The sequence below is a fragment of the Nocardia sp. NPDC049149 genome, from assembly GCF_043197455.1.
Taxonomy (GTDB): Bacteria; Actinomycetota; Actinomycetes; order Mycobacteriales; family Mycobacteriaceae; genus Nocardia.
Window position 1 is genome coordinate 750,695 of the sequence record NZ_JBICTD010000001.1, and the last position, 15,728, is coordinate 766,422.

Annotated in this window: 14 protein-coding genes; 8 read left to right on the forward strand and 6 right to left on the reverse strand. The window is 67.3% G+C overall.

Annotated features, from left to right (window positions below):
* Positions 1 to 50: 50 nt before the first annotated feature.
* Positions 51 to 1,790 (forward strand): glycosyltransferase family 87 protein, encoded by a 1,740-nt coding sequence (locus ACGFNJ_RS03615; protein WP_393442944.1) that lies wholly within the window; start codon positions 51 to 53, stop codon positions 1,788 to 1,790.
* On the opposite strand, the gene ACGFNJ_RS03620 is transcribed toward ACGFNJ_RS03615, so the two are convergent.
* Both ACGFNJ_RS03620 and ACGFNJ_RS03625 read right to left on the reverse strand, forming a co-directional pair.
* On the reverse strand, positions 1,772 to 3,400 hold the full coding sequence (locus ACGFNJ_RS03620; protein ID WP_393442946.1) for a TerD family protein: 1,629 nt from the start codon (positions 3,398 to 3,400) through the stop codon (positions 1,772 to 1,774). The genes ACGFNJ_RS03615 and ACGFNJ_RS03620 overlap by 19 nt on opposite strands.
* A 31-nt stretch (positions 3,401 to 3,431) precedes the next feature.
* A complete protein-coding gene (locus ACGFNJ_RS03625) occupies positions 3,432 to 4,847 on the reverse strand; it encodes a TerD family protein (protein ID WP_393442948.1) in 1,416 nt (471 codons plus the stop codon).
* Positions 4,848 to 5,247: 400 nt separating this feature from the next.
* Between ACGFNJ_RS03625 and ACGFNJ_RS03630 the strand changes: the two genes are divergently transcribed.
* The 6 genes from ACGFNJ_RS03630 (at position 5,248) to ACGFNJ_RS03655 (ending at position 9,658) form a co-directional block, all read left to right on the forward strand.
* A complete protein-coding gene (locus ACGFNJ_RS03630; protein WP_393442950.1) occupies positions 5,248 to 5,871 on the forward strand; it encodes an AIM24 family protein in 624 nt (207 codons plus the stop codon).
* 10 nt (positions 5,872 to 5,881) lie between these two features.
* Entirely contained in the window at positions 5,882 to 6,580 is a 699-nt protein-coding gene (locus ACGFNJ_RS03635) for an AIM24 family protein (protein WP_393442952.1), read from the forward strand.
* A gap of 2 nt (positions 6,581 to 6,582) precedes the next feature.
* Positions 6,583 to 7,347, forward strand: coding sequence for an AIM24 family protein (locus ACGFNJ_RS03640; RefSeq protein ID WP_393442954.1), 765 nt, complete (start codon positions 6,583 to 6,585; stop codon positions 7,345 to 7,347).
* Positions 7,348 to 7,544: 197 nt separating this feature from the next.
* Positions 7,545 to 8,135 carry a hypothetical protein gene (locus tag ACGFNJ_RS03645; RefSeq protein ID WP_393442956.1) on the forward strand — a complete coding sequence of 197 codons (591 nt, stop codon included), beginning with the start codon at positions 7,545 to 7,547 and terminating at the stop codon, positions 8,133 to 8,135.
* 119 nt (positions 8,136 to 8,254) lie between these two features.
* On the forward strand, positions 8,255 to 8,503 hold the full coding sequence (locus ACGFNJ_RS03650) for a hypothetical protein (RefSeq protein WP_393442958.1): 249 nt from the start codon (positions 8,255 to 8,257) through the stop codon (positions 8,501 to 8,503).
* Positions 8,504 to 8,803: 300 nt separating this feature from the next.
* Positions 8,804 to 9,658, forward strand: a complete 855-nt coding sequence (locus ACGFNJ_RS03655; protein WP_393442960.1) for a helix-turn-helix domain-containing protein — start codon at positions 8,804 to 8,806, stop codon at positions 9,656 to 9,658.
* An 87-nt stretch (positions 9,659 to 9,745) separates the two neighbouring features.
* Here the strand turns inward: ACGFNJ_RS03655 and ACGFNJ_RS03660 are convergent, their stop codons facing one another.
* Complete coding sequence (locus ACGFNJ_RS03660) at positions 9,746 to 10,543, reverse strand: MBL fold metallo-hydrolase (protein WP_393442962.1); 798 nt, start codon at positions 10,541 to 10,543, stop codon at positions 9,746 to 9,748.
* A 47-nt stretch (positions 10,544 to 10,590) separates the two neighbouring features.
* Here ACGFNJ_RS03660 and ACGFNJ_RS03665 point away from each other — a divergent pair, with 47 nt between their 5' ends.
* A complete protein-coding gene (locus ACGFNJ_RS03665) occupies positions 10,591 to 11,013 on the forward strand; it encodes a MerR family transcriptional regulator (protein WP_393442964.1) in 423 nt (140 codons plus the stop codon).
* On the opposite strand, the gene ACGFNJ_RS03670 is transcribed toward ACGFNJ_RS03665, so the two are convergent.
* From ACGFNJ_RS03670 to ACGFNJ_RS03680, 3 genes are read right to left on the reverse strand one after another with little or no spacing between them, the layout of a single operon-like run.
* Positions 11,010 to 11,861, reverse strand: coding sequence for an HAD family hydrolase (locus tag ACGFNJ_RS03670; protein WP_393442966.1), 852 nt, complete (start codon positions 11,859 to 11,861; stop codon positions 11,010 to 11,012). The genes ACGFNJ_RS03665 and ACGFNJ_RS03670 overlap by 4 nt on opposite strands.
* Before the next feature lie 34 nt (positions 11,862 to 11,895).
* Positions 11,896 to 14,514, reverse strand: coding sequence for a phosphoribosyltransferase domain-containing protein (locus ACGFNJ_RS03675; RefSeq protein WP_393442968.1), 2,619 nt, complete (start codon positions 14,512 to 14,514; stop codon positions 11,896 to 11,898).
* Entirely contained in the window at positions 14,511 to 15,725 is a 1,215-nt protein-coding gene (locus tag ACGFNJ_RS03680) for an HpcH/HpaI aldolase/citrate lyase family protein (protein WP_393442970.1), read from the reverse strand. Before ACGFNJ_RS03680 ends, ACGFNJ_RS03675 begins: the two co-directional genes overlap by 4 nt.
* Between the last annotated feature and the right edge of the window lie 3 nt (positions 15,726 to 15,728).

Here is a 15,728-nt window from a genome sequence, read left to right on the forward strand (position 1 = left end):
AGCAGGTGCCGACGGCACCCGACGGCGCCCGACCGGTAGCCTCGGGTGCCGTGACCGAGCAGCAGCTGGTGGATCAGCGGACGAACGGGAGCGAGCCGCACCGCGATGCCGCGCCGACGAGCGCGGCGCCCTACATCGCGCCCGCACCGCTCGCGCCGGATCTGCGGTCGGCCGATGCCCGAGATCGGCCGAGCCGCAACGATTCACTGACCGCGCAACTGTCGACGGTGATCGGCGGACCGGTCGGTGAGCACGCGCTGATCGGCCGGGTGCGGTTCTGGACGCCGATGCGGGTGCTGCTCGCCTTCACCGTGGTGTTCCTGGCGTTCGGCTGGTTCGGCAAGGCGGGGTGCATCCAGCAGACCACCACCGCGGACGGGGCGCTCACGCTCGATTGGAACAACGGGCGCCAGTACGTGGCGATGTGCTACTCGGACACGGTGCCGCTGTACGGCGCCGAGCGCCTGAACGAAGGCGCGTTCCCGTACAAGAAGTCGTGGACCGAGAACCAAGGCGGCGCCCAGCAGACCAGGTACATGGAGTACCCGGTGTTATCCGGTCTGTACCAATACTTTTCGATGCGGATCGCCAAGGCCTGGGATGCCACGCCGCTGCCCGGCGCACTCCAGGTGGTGATCTACTTCAACGTGGTCGCCTTCGGCCTCGCACTGGCCTGGCTGGTCACCGTGTGGGCGACCACGCAGCTGGCCGGGCGCCGGGTGTGGGACACCGCGCTGGTCGCCTGCTCGCCGCTGGTGATCGTGCACATCTTCACCAACTTCGATGCCCTGGCAACGGCTTTGGCCGCGACCGGGCTGCTGGCCTGGGCCCGCAGGCGCCCCGCGCTGGCCGGTCTGCTGCTCGGACTCGGCGGCGCGACCAAGCTGTATCCGCTGCTGCTGCTCGGCCCGATCGTGCTGCTGTGCCTGCGGGCCGACCCGATGCAGCGGCTGCCGAGCACGCAACTCGGGCTGCGTCTTCGCGATATCGACAGCGTGGCAACGGCGCGCGATTGGCTGCGCGAAACCCCCTATCGCCTCCACCTGTTCAGCATCCGCCCGCTCGGTGCCGCGACGGTCACGGTGGTGGCAGCGATCCTCACGTGGGTGCTGGTGAACCTGCCGATCGCCGCGGCGTTCCCGAACGGATGGTGGGAGTTCTTCCGGCTCAACAGCGAACGGCACGCCGACCCCGACTCGCTGTACAACGTGATCACCTCGTTCACCGGCTGGCCCGGGTTCGACGGGCCGCTCAACGATGGTGAGCTGCCGGTCGTCCTGAACGCGGTGTCGCTGCTGGTGTTCATCGCCGCGTGCCTGGTGATCGGCTACATCGCGCTCACCGCGCCGCAGCGGCCGCGGCTCGCGCAGTTGTGCTTCCTGGTGGTCGCCGCGTTCCTGATCACGAACAAGGTGTGGAGCCCGCAGTATTCGCTGTGGCTGGTTCCGCTTGCCGTGCTCGCGCTGCCGCATCGCCGAATCCTGCTGGCGTGGATGACGATCGACGCGCTGGTCTGGGCGCCACGCATGTTCTACTACCTCGGCATGGACAAGAAGGGCCTGCCCGAGCAGTGGTTCACCGGCACCGTCGTGCTGCGCGACCTCGCGGTGCTCGCGCTGTGCGCCTTGATCGTTCGGCAGATCTACCGGCCCGACGAGGACCTGGTGCGCCGCGACTACGTCGACGACCCGGTCGGTGGCATCCTCGACCGGGCCCCGGATCCGTTGCTGCCGTGGCTGCCCGAGTTCCTGCGGCCTCGGGTGGCCCCGGCTCAGTGGGTGCGCAGGTAGCGCGCGAGCTGCGCCGCTTCCGTCGGCAGCATGTCCAGGTCGAGCTGCCACGGGCTGCCGGTCCACGGATCGAACAGCGGGGTCTGCCCCATCGTCGGCAGGTGCCTGCACGACTGCGACAGCATCGCCACGGTGGCGTTGTCCGACTCGGATTCGTCGCTGCCGATGATCACCGTCGACAGCCCGATCAGGTCGCCGCGCACGATCAGCGAACCGATCCGTTGCGCATCCGAACTCTGGTACCCGTGCGGGAAGTCGGCCGCGATCAGCACCCGGTGTTCGCTCGGCGCGCTGCCCATGCCGCTGGACATGGCCAGCTCCGCCATCTCGGCGGCCCTGGCGAGTTCTTCCAGCCTGGCCGAGATCCCGGAGTGGTCGGTGATCGGCGGTGCGTTCAGCACCGGGGCGAGCAGGCCGGTGAAGGCGCTGAACGCACCCGTCAGATCGATGATGTCGACAACGGTGCGCCTGCCTGGCGTCGAGGTGAGCAACCGCGCGAGCAACGCGGCAACCACCGGCGCGACCGCGCGCGAGGATTCGGTGTCGATCCACAGCGGCCGATTCAACGGCACCGGAACGCAATACGGCACCCGCAGCGCGCCGCGGTCGTCCGCGTACAGCTCGCCGAGCCGGATGCCGTCGCTCGGCGTGATCGGCTTGTCCCACACCGGTGAGTCCCAGCTGGCCAGCGACGGCGGCAGCATCAGGTCGGCGTCGGCGAGCTCACGCACCAGCTGTTCGCTGTCGCGGCGATGGTTGGTCTCCGCGATGGCGACCAGCTCGTCGTTGCGTTGCTGCGCGGCCCGGCGCGCGGCGTCCGCGGCCGGGGTGTTCCTGGTCGCGGGATCCGAGACGGCGGCGGACAACTCGTGATCGAGCCGCTTTGCCGCGTAGTCGCGCGCCGAGACCAGCGCGGCCGCCGAGCGGGCGGCATCCTCGAAGATCATCCACAGCCGTTCCAGGCCGTGCCCGACCTCCATCGGCGACGCGCTGGCGGAGCGGGCCTCGCTCGCCATCGGACCGGCCATGGTGTGCACGCCGGGACCCGGCTGCGCGGTCGCGGTCGGCTGCGGCACGGTGCCCGCCTGCGCGGGCGACCCGGTTTGCGCGGACGGATCCGCGGGCTCGTCCTCGACCTCGACGCCGTGCGCGGTCAGCAGCACGCCGAGACCGCCCGAGTAACCCTGTCCGACGGCACGCAGCCGCCAGTCGAGGCCGCGGCGATACACCTCGAGGCAGATGAGCGCCGCCTCCCCCGCCGACGGCGTGACTGTGAATTCCGCTGCCACCGTGCCGTTCTCGACCAGCGACGCGGTGACCGTGCCGAGCCCCTGCGCCCGCGCAGGCACGGCGGGATCGGCGCTGACCACCAGCAGCACGGCCTTGGCGTCGCCACGCACCTCGGCCAGGGTGATCGTCACCTCCTCGCCGGCCAGCGCAACGCCCGCCGCGGTCGGCTGGTTGTAGAAGACGAAATCCTGTTCGGAGAACACCTTCAGGTTCTCGGCCACCACCAGCGCCGAAACATCCAGCGCTCCTTCGGCTTTCGCGCTGAATCGAACGACATCACCGGCCAGGGGAATGTTCTGACCGGCCTTGAGCTGAATCACGTTGTTCGCCTTGCTGTCCGCGTCGCCTCGATCAACCGTGCTGCAGGAATCGGCCCAGATTCGGGACCGCCTCGCCGGGGTGCTTGGCCGTGAAGCCCTCGCCGAGCGCCTGCAACTTCCAGTCGTTACCGACGCGGAAGACCTTGGCCATCGCCATCGCGGTGAACGGCATGCCGCCCGCCAGCGTGTACCTGGCCAGCTCGGCATTGTTGGTGCCGTCGACCAAGCGGCAGAACGCATTCTGGATCTGCTCGAACGTGTGCCCCTTGTAGGACGTCACGATGAACACCAGCGTGCTCACGTGCGCCGGAATGCGGGTGAGATCGACCAGGATCACCTCGTCGTCGCCCTCACCCTCACCGGTGAGGTTGTCGCCCTGGTGCCGGATCGAGCCGTCCTTGGAGGTCAGCTGGCCGTAGTAGGCGACGTCCACCGGGTTCATGTCGGCGAACATCACCACCGAGGCGTCGAGGTCGACGTCGACGGTGCGGTTGCCGAACATGCCGCGATTCTTCACCGGATCCCAGCCGAGACCCATCTTCACGAAGGTCAGTGCGGCGCCGCCCTCCTTGCGGAGGGTGACCCGCTGGCCCTTGACCAGGCTGACCGGGCGGTCCTTGCTGAGGCTGACCTCGGCGGGCGGCTGCTGCGGCGGAACCGGTTGTCCGGCAGGCGGGTAGCCCTGGGCCGGTCCCGGCGGCGGCGGGTAGCCGGGCGCACCCTGCGGCGGGAAGCCCTGCTGACCCTGCGGCGGCGGGTAGCCGGGGCCCGGCGGCGGGTAGCTCGCGGTCGGCGCGAACTGCTGCTGCGGCTGGCCCGGGTACGGGGGCGCGGGCGGCGGCGGGTAGTTCGGCGCTGCCTGCTGGGTCGGCGGCGGCTGGGTCGGGTAGGCAGGCGGTGGTGGGGGCGGCGGTGCGGCCTGCGTCGCAGGCTGCGCGGGCGAATCGTCGACCGTCACGCCGTGATCGGTGACCAACGCGGCGAAACCACCCGCGTAGCCCTGGCCGACCGCGCGCACCTTCCAGCTGCCCTGGCGGCGGTAGAGCTCGAGCGCGATGACGATCGACTCGGTGTTCAACCCGTCGATCTGGTACTCGTACAACCGATTACCGGTGGCATCCGAGACGATCGCGGTCGGCGCGGGGAACCGGCCGAAGTTGCTGGTCGCGTCGTCCAGCGTGATCACCGCGCGGATCTGCGCGATGTCCTGCGGAACCGAGTTCAACGACACCGCAAGCGAGGCAGGCTGCCCGGCCGGGGCGGGCTGCAGGTTTACGCCCGGGCCGCTCGGCTGGTTGAAGAAGACGAAATCCGCGTCGGAGCGGACCTTGCCCTGTTCGGTGACCAGCAGCGCGGACAGATCCGCCGGCGCCGTGAGCTGGATGGACACCACCACGTCGTTCGTGGCCAGCGGACCGTTTTGGCCCTTGGCGAGTGTTGCGGACAAGATCGACCCTTCGCTTGTCGGTGCTTTCGAATGCCACTCTACGAGAAAGGCGCAAGCCACGGGTTCAGGTGAACATCGCGATAGGGCCGTCAGTTCTCGTGGCACCCGTTCCGCATCCCGGCATTGCACCCGATGCGATGCGGTCTGTGGATAGAATCCGTCACGCTGCGCAGAACGGGCGCTGCCGGACGGAGTCCGCCGAACACCGCGCTAGCCGTAGCGAAGGCGGAGGATCCGCCTTTCAAGGTGACGAAACGCGGGTGGTACGTGGCGCGATTAACCCATGCTGCCAGTTACATACCCGCCCGTCGGCTCGCCCGACTGCCCTTTCCCTGTCCCCTACCTACCCTGCCGGTCCCACCGGCTGCCATCCCTACGAGACAGCAGGCTGAACACCCCTATGGCGCAACTTTTCGAACAATCCAAAAAGGTGATCGAGGCGCATCTCGCCGGAACAAGTCTCCGCGCGATTTCCGGCTCGATGGTCGCCTACGAAGGCAATGTGCAGTTCAAGGCGGCCGGTTTCGGCGGCGGCGACGGCGTGATCGCCGGGCTCAAGCGCCGGGCCACCGGCGAGAAACTCTCGCTGATGGAATGCTCCGGCAACGGCCGGGTCTTCTTCGCGGTGAACGGCCAGCACGTCACCGTCGTCAACCTCAACAACGAGACGCTGCAGGTGGAATCGCAGCAGCTGCTCGCGTTCGCCGGAAATCTGCGCACCGACGTGCGCTTCGCCGGGCTGCGCGGCGCATCCACCGGCGCAGGCCTGTTCACCACCACGGTGACCGGACAGGGTCAGGTCGCGCTGCTCTCCGCGGGCGGACCGCTGATCCACCTCGAGGTGTCGCCGCAGTACCCGCTGGTGGTCGACCCCGACGCGTTCGTCGCAGCGCGCGGCAACCTCAATCAGTCGTTCATCACCGACATCTCGTGGCGCACCGTCGTCGGCCAGGATGCCGGTGAGGCGTTCTCGCTGCGGTGGGACGGTCAAGGCGTCGTGTTGATCCAGCCTGCGGAACGGTAAGGGCGAGCGGATGTTCGAGAAAGTCAACGGCAAGGTCGTCAAGGTCAACGTCGGGATGTCGGGTGGCGTTGTCGCCCGCACCGGCGCGATGCTCTTCTATACCGGCGATGTTTCCTTTGCCCCGCACCAGATTCCGGGCGGTCAAGGGATGGGCGGCGGTGGCGGGCTGATGCGGATGGCCGGGCGCATGATGGCAGGTGAGCACGAGCGCACCATGCTGGCGCAGGGCACCGGCGAGGTGCATTACGGGTTCGCTGGGCTGGAAGTCCATGTGGTGCAGATGCAACCGGGCGCGACACTGCGTGTCGAGGCGTCGCGGCTGCTTGCCAACACCGCCGGATTGCAGAGTTCGATTGTCTCCGTGATGAGTTCCGGTGGTGGCGGCGGCGGTGGCGGCCTGATGGGTGCGCTGCGCGGCGCCGCGTCCGGCGCGCTGACCGGACAGGGCATGTTCACCACGCAGCTGTCCGGGCAGGGCGCCGCGGTGCTGCTCGCACACGGCGGATTCCTGGAACTGCAAGTAGGCGGGCCGAATCCGATCGTCGTCGATCCGCAGGCGTTCGTCGCCGCGTACGGCAATGTGCAGACCGAGCTGAAGACCGCGCTCAGCTGGCGCGACGCGGTCGGTCGCGGATCAGGAGAAGCTATGCAGTTGCATTGTGTCGGACAGGGTGTGGTCTACGTGCAGGCCTCCGAAGAGAAGTTGTGAACATGACTGACATCTTGAACCCGATGACTCTCGGTGAGAGCGACAACATTCCGGGCAACAGCTACGCGTACTGCATCGACCTGAACAAGCCGTGGTTCATGCGCAAGGGCGCGATGATCGCCTACTACGGCGACATGCGCTTTCAGATGCTCACCCACGGCCTGCAGGGCGGGCTGCTGCACATGGTCTCGCAGCAGTTCTCGGCGCCGTTGTTCACCGGCGACTATGTCGTGGCCGAGGGGCACGGCAAGCTGATCATCGGCGACCGCGGATACGACATCAATTCCTATGACCTCGAGGACAACGGCAACCTCACCATTCGCGCCGCGAACCTGCTGGCGTTCGAACCCGGTCTGTCGCTGAATCAGTCGATCGTGCCCGGCTTCCTCACACTCATCGGCACCGGTAAATTCCTCGCCTCCTCCAACGGTCCGGTCATGTTCGCCGAGCCGCCGCTGCGGGTCGACCCGGAATCCTTGGTCGGCTGGGCCGACTGCCCGTCGCCGAGCCACCACTACGACCAGCGGTGGGTCAACAGTTTCCTCGCCGCGGGCGCCGCGCGCTTCGGCGTCAGCTCCGGCGAGGAACGCCAGTTCGACTTCACCGGTGCCGGGACGGTGCTGATCCAGTCCAGCGAAAAGGTGCTCAGCGACGCGATGCTCGTGCGCACCATCGAGGGGCAGATCCAGAGCGGGATCTCGCCGGGCGGACTGCAGCGATTGCAGGGGTTCATCACCCAGCAGTTGGGTGGGCAACAGCACTACTGATCGGACGGGGGCGCCTGTGCTTGTGAGGCGGGCGCCCCCACTCGTCGGACAGAGATCGCCGCCCGAATCAGCGTTAGGTGAGGACGGTTCGGGTCACGGACGACCCGGAGTCATCCCCCGACTCGTCCATTCGGCGGACTCGGCCGAGCTCAGGGCGACGTTAGTTTTCCAGCAGGACTTTCATGCTGGGAGGCACCATGAGCATCGGTCTGATGTTCCTCATCATCGCCGGAGCGATCGTGTTGATCGTGAAGCGATTCCTCGGCGAACCCGTCGACGCCCGCGACACCTTCGTCACCCCGCTGATCCTGGTCGGTATCGGCATTTACAGCGTCGCCCACGTCGACAACCTCACCGCCACCGACATCACCTGGCTGATCATCGGTGCCCTGGTCGGCATCGCCTTCGGCGCCCTCCGCGGCACCACCACCATCCTCTTCGCCCGCGACGGCCACCTCTGGCAGCGCTACACCGGCAAAACCCTTGTCGTCTGGGCAACTTCCGCCGCCGCGGGTTTCGCCGTCACCCTCCTCGGCAGCACCATGGGCATGCACCCCGACGCGCGCCCCATCACCCTCTCGCTCGGTGTCGGCATGCTCGGCGAAATGCTCACCCTCGGCCTCCGCGCCCTCGCCACCGGCATCCCCTTCGCCCCTGACAAACGCGCCACCGCACCCACTTCCCAACCCCCACAGGAACATTCCCCCCTGGTCGCCCCTGAGCTCAACGCCTCCCCCACCCTCCGCGACGGCTTCGACTGGCTCAACCGCTCCTTCGGCCGCCGCTAGTGGAGATCACCTTCACGGTCCACCGATCGAACAGATTTCCTGCCGTTGCGCCGCTGATTCGGTCCGCAGCGGGTATCTCACGAGGAGAGGCGTATACGGCACGAAGGGAGATCGGTCCGATGTCGGATATGAACAAACACAATCTCGTCTACTTCGAAAGTCCTTCCATGCGAGGGCTGTACGACCGCATGGCGGAGTGGCAGCAAGCGAATGAACGGCGTCTGCTGTCCGTCAGCGTTCAGCACGATCAGGACAACTACTGTTGCATCGCACTGACCAATCCGACCGAGGTCGTGATCACCAGCGCCGATGGGCACAACCATGCCAGCGTCACTCGGTTCGGGATGCTTGCCGTGGACGCGCAATAGACCACGGCGTGGCACTCGCGGACGTCGGCCACGAGCGGGATCTGGTACGGCGCAGCGCGAGAAGGGGGCTCGGTGGTGTGCCGCTCGTGAGTGAGGTGGCAGGTTACGGGTCGGGGGTGTGGTTGCGAATTGTTGTGATTTGCGCGGGAGCACCGTTGACGTGGGTTGGCGGGGGCGTGACGATGAGGATGGATGAGCGATTGGTCGAAACTTTGAGGTAGGTGGGGTCTTGGGTGTGATCCCGGGTAAGCGATTGTGGTGCCGGGTTTTTCGTGATCTGGGTGCGGTCGTCATCGCGTCGTGACCGGTAAGCGGAAGGGCTCTGTTGAGCAGGTGCGGCGGGAGCTGGGTGGGCGGCTGCGGGAGGTGCGGCGGGCCGCCGGGCTGACGGGGCGCCAGCTTGCGGCGGCGACGGGGCAGCATTTCACGCGGGTCAGCAAAATCGAGAACGGGGTGCAGGCACCGACCGAACGGGACGTGCGGGAGTGGTGTGCGGCGTGCGCGGCGGCCGATCAGGAAGCAGAGCTGATCGCGGTGCTGCGCGTGGCGGATTCGGCGTCGGTCGAGTCGCGCCGGGAGAGCAGGGCGGGGATGCGGCGGGTGCTCGGGGCGCACACGCTGAAGCAGTACGAGAAGACCGATCTCTTTCGGATCTACGAGCACAACATGATTCCCGGGTTGTTTCAGACGGCGGAGTATTCGGCGGCGATCCTGTCGTTCTGGATCAGCTTTCTGCGGGCGCCGAACGACGTGGATCAGGCGGTGGCGGTGCGCATGGAGCGACGCCAGGTGCTCCAGCTCGAGGGCAAGCGATTCGTGGTCGTGCTCGAGGAGCAGGCGCTGCGGACCCTGTTCGGCTCCGCGGAAACCCAAGTGGGACAACTAGGTCACCTGCTCGAGCTGATGTCGCTGCCGCATATCTCACTGGGCATCATCCCGCTGATGACCGAACGCACCGGCGTCGGCGCGACCGGATTCTGGATGTTCGACGACTCCCTGGTCGCGCTGGAGACGCCGACCGCGAGCATCCAGGTGACCCAACCGAGCGAACTGGGTTTGTACGCCCGAATGTTCGACGCGCTGCAGGACTCCGCCGTCTACGGCAAAGAGGCAAGAGCCCTGATCGTTGGCGTACTCAACGAAATCGACGCGTAGCCAGCCGCATTCGACCACGAGTGGCACATGGCTGCGGCAAAGTGCGAGAAGAGCCCTCCATGGTGTGCCACTCGTGGCCAGGAATGCTCAGTTGTAGTGGCTGAACTCCCATGGGTCGTGGGCGCTGAAGACCGAGACTTCGTCGGCGTGGCTTCGGACGAGTTCACGTAGGCGCGCCTGGGTGCCGATGCGGAGGTCGTGGTGCACCTCTGAGGAGGTCTGGACCATGTCCAAGATCGGGTGTGGATGATGGTCGGTGGCCAGTTCGCGGTGGTAGTAGTAGGCGTCGCCGCAGTGCAGCAGCCAGCGATCGCCTTCTCGCACAGCAACTCCCGTATGACCAGCGGTGTGGCCACCGAGCGGGATCAGCCGGAAGTCGTCGGAAAGTCCCTGCACCGGCGTCGAGGCGAAACCGAACCAGTCGTCGCCGCCGTCCGGGGTGTAGGTGACCCAGCGCGGGCCGTGCGCCCAGTGCGCGTCGCGATACCGGCGGCTCGGCGCCTCGGCACGCGCCGCCGTCAGCTCTGCGGCCAAGAGGTGCACCTCGGCCTGCGGAAAGTCGGGCAGACCACCGCAGTGATCCACATCGAGGTGGGTGAGCAGGATGTGGCGGACGTCCTCCGGTGCGTAGCCGAGACGCTCGATCTGGCGAATCGCGGTTTCCGCTTCGGCGAGCACCGGCTCCGCCATCGCCACCCACTCTGCGCCGAGCGTGCCTTCGGGATCGCGGACATCGTCGAGACCCAGGCCCGTCTCGACGAGAACCAGTCCCGCCGAATCGGTTTCGACCAGCAAGCAATGGTTCACGGCATGCGCGGGCGCAGGTCCGGAGTAGGTGGCTTCGATCTGTCGCACGGACCCGCAATTGAGGTGATGAATGGTCATGCCGAGTAGTCTCTGACTTGAAGCGCGCTTCAAGTCAAGGAGAAAGCATGACCTTGTTGGACATCGCCGAGGTCGCCGAGCAGTCCGGCCTCGCCCCCTCTGCCATCCGGTTCTACGAGAAGCGCGGCCTCATCGCCTCGGCGGGCCGCAACGGTTTACGCCGCACCTTCCGACCGGACGTGCTCGCCCGCCTCGGGCTGGTGTCGTGTGCGCGACGGGCCGGATTCACGATCGCCGAAATCACCCGGTTCCTGCAGGCCACCCCGCGCGACACCGATCTGCGCGCGCGGTTGGCGCGCAAGGCCGACGAGGTGGACGCGGACATCGCCCGCCTCACCCGCATGCGTGAGGGCCTGCGCCACGCGGCCACCTGCACGCACGAGCCCCTCGTCGAATGCCCGGACTTCAAGCGAACTCTCGACGACCCTGCGAGGCAAACAGCTCGGACGTGCGAGGCGCGATCCGCCTAGCGCTCGTCCAGTGGCGGTGCGCCCTTGATGAACCAGTTGATGATTTCCTCACCGGCGAGGATGCCGGTGGCGCGGGTGACGGTGAGATTGGGGTGGGTCCAGTTGAGGTGTTCCAGCTCCCCGTGCCTCGGCCGGATGGCGAAGTCGGCGGCGCGCAGCATCTCGGCGTCGAGTGCGCCGTCGCCCGCGGCGAAAGTGGGTGCCTCGGTGCCGAGTTCGCCGGAATCGAGCAGCCTGCGGCGAACCTCCGCGACCGCGTGGCTCTTACAGACGACATCCGGCATGGAGTAGATCTTGCGTCCCTGCTGCGAGGCGGACCAGCCGCGGGCTCGGCACCAGGCGTCCCATTCGGCGAGGAATCCCTCGGGAACTTCCTTGGGCCGCACCACCAGATAGCAGAACAGGTCGTCGGCGACGCGGAATTTGGACACCCACGAATCGTCGATCCTGGATCGCAGTTCGGCGGTGATCTCGGAGAGGGTCGCACCACCGGCGCGCACCTTGGCGTCGATGTCGATGCGCCACCGCAGGTCGGGGACGCCGTCGACGAGGATGTTGCCTCCGTTGCTGGTGATGGCGTAACGCCATGGGGCACCGGGCAATTGGATGCGGGCGAACTGCTTGATGGTGCGGGTGGTGGTGGGGACGACGGCCGCGGGCTCGGTGAGCGTCTGCATCTTCAGCGCGGCGGCGGTCGTCATGAACGACAGCGGTGCACCCTCCAGGTGTTCCACGCAGACTGTCGGCACATCGGCATGCGCGCTGAAGGCGTTGCGCGAGTAGATCATCGTTCGGTCCAGGTCGGTGGCGACCAGCGTGTGTCTTCGTAGTCGGCTCGAGTCAAGCATCAGCCCAGCTCCCTCCTGCATAAGCCCAGCTCCCTCATGTCTGCACGTCCTTGATCAGTCCCATGCATGAATAGGCCAGGTCGGGGACGACCTCGACCGGCACGCCGCGGGCCGCGGCGAGCAGGCGAATATGCGCGTGCTCGGGCGCGTGCGCGTCCCGAACCAGCACCAGCCACGGCAGTCGCCGCAGCAGCACCCGGGTGGTCTCGCCGACGCCGGGTTTCACGAAATTCACACTGGCGATGCCGTATTCGGCACGGACCTGCTCGACCGAGGCCCAGCCGGTCCAGGTGGGGCTGCGATCACTGGCCAGCACGGCGGCCACGTGCGCGGGCACCCGATCGCGGATCGCGTTGAACGCGGCAGCCACGGTGTCGAGCAAGCGCAACGAGACGTCGTCCTCGGCCAGCTCGCGGTAGTACTTGGCGCCGTGGAATTGACCGGGTCCGATCAGGGTGTCGTTGAGCACGGTGCGCGAAACCAGGCCGGACACCGTCGAATTCAGGCAGGCCGAGGCGATCAGGAAGTCGTCGCGGGTGCCGTAGGTGCGCACGCAATGGCCCGGATCGGCAAGCACGGCCAGCTCGTCGTTGAACCGCGCGCCACCTGCCGCGTGGTACGCGTCGAGGGCTTCGGTGAGTTCCCTGGTGATGGCGCCCTTGCCGGTCCAGCCGTCCACGAACACGATCGTGGACGGATCATGGTGGCGCGCAAGATAATCCAGCGCGACCGCATCGATGCCGCGATCGCGCACGATCGACACCGCGTAATGCGGCACGTCGAGGCTCGGCAGTCCGGCGCCGCGCCCGGAGCGCAACCAGCGCCGCATCAGGATCCCGATCGGCGTGCCTGCCCGAGCCAGCGACACCAGCACGATGTCGTCGCCGCGTTCGGCGACCACGAGTTCGGCAACGGTCGCCACGGCGAGCGCGAGCCGCTCGGCGCTGTCCGCGAGCACCTCGTCGAACAGCGCACGATAGGCGGCGTCGGGCTGGTATTCGATCGGCAAGGACTCCGCGTAGTGCGCGACGCCCGCCTGGATCCGGCGTTCCCGCTCGAGGACGCCGGCCTCGAGGTCCGCGTCCGACAGGTCCGTCAGCAGCCAGGAAACCTCGTCGGCCGCATACGAGCCGAAGTCAGGACCATGCAGCGGCGCAGGCAGATTCGGCGCTGCCGTGTCGGCAGCGGATCGCGATGCCGTCGCGGGATCCCCGGCCTGCCGCGCGGACTCGGTGCTCGAACCTGCGAACGCGGATTCCGCAGCCGAATCCGACACCGGAACGGCGGATACCGCCAATTCCGCCCGTGCCGCACCCAATTCACGCGGATCAGCGCCGGGCAGCACCGCGACAACAACATCGGATCCGGACGCGGTGAGCACGTCGACCAGCCCACCGTCGGCGACGAGTTCGGCCGTGTCGGCGGGCGCGTCGACAACCACGAGCAAGACTGGCGCGGCCGCGACGGTCTCGATGCTCGACACCCCGAACGCGCCGGAGAACTCCTCGGTCCACTGCGCGTTGTACAGATAGCGCGGCTGTTCCTGCCCGGATTCCGGTGCGGTGAACCGGAATCCACGACGCAGCGGATACCCGGGCTCATCCAGCACATACGCGGGCGAACGCGTAGTCGTCTGGTACCGCGTCGGCGTCCCCGACTCAGCGAGCGCCGCGGCCAACCGCAACGGCAGATACATCAATTCCTCGTGCCCGAGCACGATCACGGGCCGATCCGGGAAGTCCGCCGCGAGCCGAGCCCGCACCACGTCGGTCGCCGCGGCGACGGCGGCGTCGAAGGCCGCGACATCCGAGCGCAGCATCCCGTGCCTGCCGCCCTCCGGCACCGAAGCAGGCCACGGCACCTCGATCCGCACCGACGAGCCACGCTGCTCGGCCACCGGATTCAAGGCGGGTTCCGGAAGCTCGGCCACCGCGTCCACCAAACCGTTCGGCAGCACCGTGCGACCCGAAGCCAGACAGACCGTGTCGATCCGCACCCCGAGCTCCGCGGCCGCCTCGTCGAACACGGCGCGATCGGCCGCAGGCCGCATATCGACCAGCGACGCCAGTACGTAGTGCGCGCGCGGCGCGAACGCATGTAGCGCACGAATCGCATCGAGTGCGGTTGCGCCGGTGGAGATTTCGTCATCGACCAGGACCAGCGGCAGGTCGTTCACGAAGATGTCGGCGGGCACCGGTTGCAGCTGATGGGAGGTGGCATGCGAATGCCCCTCCTCGAATCCGGTGAGGGTCTGCGCCGCGTCGACATCACGTCGCGTCGAATGCAGATACCCCACCGCCTCGATCCGTGCCGCGACGCAATGCCCGAGCCCGGTTGCGGTTTCCGCGAAGCCGAGCACCAAAGCCGCACGCGCGCCGAGCACCTCGCGCACCAGGTCACCGAGCCGGTTGCCGCTGTCGAGCACCACCCGCGGATCGGTCGGCAGATGCTTGCCCAACACGGTCGACACCAGCAAATGCGCCCTACGCGGATTGCGCCGCAGGCCAGGCTGAATCAGCGAGGCAATCGCCAGATCGGCAGGCAAGGCGCTATCCGGCGCGGCCGCGCCGAAGGACTCTTCATGATCCAGTCGCAAGCCGAGAGTTTTTGTTACCCAAGGAATTCCCACAAAATCGAGCGTCGCGCCGCTCATACGGTCACCAACGCCGTCAACAAATCCACGAACGAAACTCCCTTATTCGCCACACCGAAAACCCGCGCCCGCAACAGCGTCTGCCGCGCCCAACTCCGGTGCGGCCGCATCTCGTTCATCTTGTTCCGATACCCCGACGCCGCCACTCCGCCGACATCGACCTGCAGAATGTCCAACGCGTCCGAGTACTCCTCGTGCGTCACCACCGACAGTGCGTGCACCGCCGCCACATGCGACGGATGAATCACCGTCTTGCCCTGAATCCCGTTGGCGCGGTCCAGGGTTATCTCGCGCAGCAGCCCGTCCAGGTCCCGGCTGACCAGGTACTGGCGGAACGGCACCGCGTCGGATTCCTCGAACGGCGCGGTGCGCAGCAACGGCCGGAACATCCGCTCGTGATCGGCGAAATACTCCCAGACCGGTCCGGTGATCACATACCCCGTCCCGTCCGCCCGCCCGAGGTAGTTCACGATGTCGGCAATGACATCGGCGACCACCCGCACGTCGTAGATCGTCAGATCCCGGTCCCGGCGAATGCCGAACGTGGAGCACATGTCGGTCGCCCCGACCCGAACGGCAAGCACCCGTTCCCGGTGCGCGGCAAGCAACTCCGCGATCTGCGTCAGCTCCTGATCCCGCGTCTGCCGGTGCACCAGGCCTGGCGACTCGAGCACCGGCATCCCGTAGATCGGCCGGTCGAGCCGCTGCACCGCGGCGCTCAACGTGTCCAGATACGCCGGGCCCGTGTTGCTGTCGAACTTCGGAAAAACGAACCCGGTAAGCACCCCGGCGCCCGCACCCAATTGCTCGACGAGCTCGCTGATCGTGTCCGCGTCCCGCACCCGGACGAACAGCAGCGGATTCGCATCCCCGTTGGCCGCCAACAGATCCAGTGCCGCGACCGTCTGCCGCTTGGCCAATTCCACCTCGTGATCGGCGACCGCGTCCTCGAGGTCGATCACCATCGAGCACACGCCACGCTCGGCCCGCCTGCTGATGGTGTGTGCGAGATCCGGTCGGGTCGCCGGTGCGTACAACGTCGCACCGAGCCCGACCGCGAGCAATTCGCGATCCGTATGGTCGTCGCCGAACGGTTCGGGTTCCCGGTGGAAAAGATTCCGGGCCTCCGGGCCGTGCAGCTGCCGGAAGTGGCGCAGCGGCATTCGCTTCCGCAGGGAAACCTCCTGCTGGACGGCGATGCCTGCGGTCATCGT

Coding starts and splice junctions, on each gene's coding strand:
- ACGFNJ_RS03630 (WP_393442950.1), top strand. CDS start 5,248: ATGGCGCAACTTTTCGAACAATCCAAAAAGGTGATCGAGGCGCATCTC.
- ACGFNJ_RS03635 (WP_393442952.1), top strand. CDS start 5,882: ATGTTCGAGAAAGTCAACGGCAAGGTCGTCAAGGTCAACGTCGGGATG.
- ACGFNJ_RS03640 (WP_393442954.1), top strand. CDS start 6,583: ATGACTGACATCTTGAACCCGATGACTCTCGGTGAGAGCGACAACATT.
- ACGFNJ_RS03645 (WP_393442956.1), top strand. CDS start 7,545: ATGAGCATCGGTCTGATGTTCCTCATCATCGCCGGAGCGATCGTGTTG.
- ACGFNJ_RS03650 (WP_393442958.1), top strand. CDS start 8,255: ATGTCGGATATGAACAAACACAATCTCGTCTACTTCGAAAGTCCTTCC.
- ACGFNJ_RS03660 (WP_393442962.1), bottom strand. CDS start 10,543: ATGACCATTCATCACCTCAATTGCGGGTCCGTGCGACAGATCGAAGCC.
- ACGFNJ_RS03665 (WP_393442964.1), top strand. CDS start 10,591: ATGACCTTGTTGGACATCGCCGAGGTCGCCGAGCAGTCCGGCCTCGCC.
- ACGFNJ_RS03670 (WP_393442966.1), bottom strand. CDS start 11,861: ATGCTTGACTCGAGCCGACTACGAAGACACACGCTGGTCGCCACCGAC.
- ACGFNJ_RS03675 (WP_393442968.1), bottom strand. CDS start 14,514: ATGAGCGGCGCGACGCTCGATTTTGTGGGAATTCCTTGGGTAACAAAA.
- ACGFNJ_RS03680 (WP_393442970.1), bottom strand. CDS start 15,725: ATGACCGCAGGCATCGCCGTCCAGCAGGAGGTTTCCCTGCGGAAGCGA.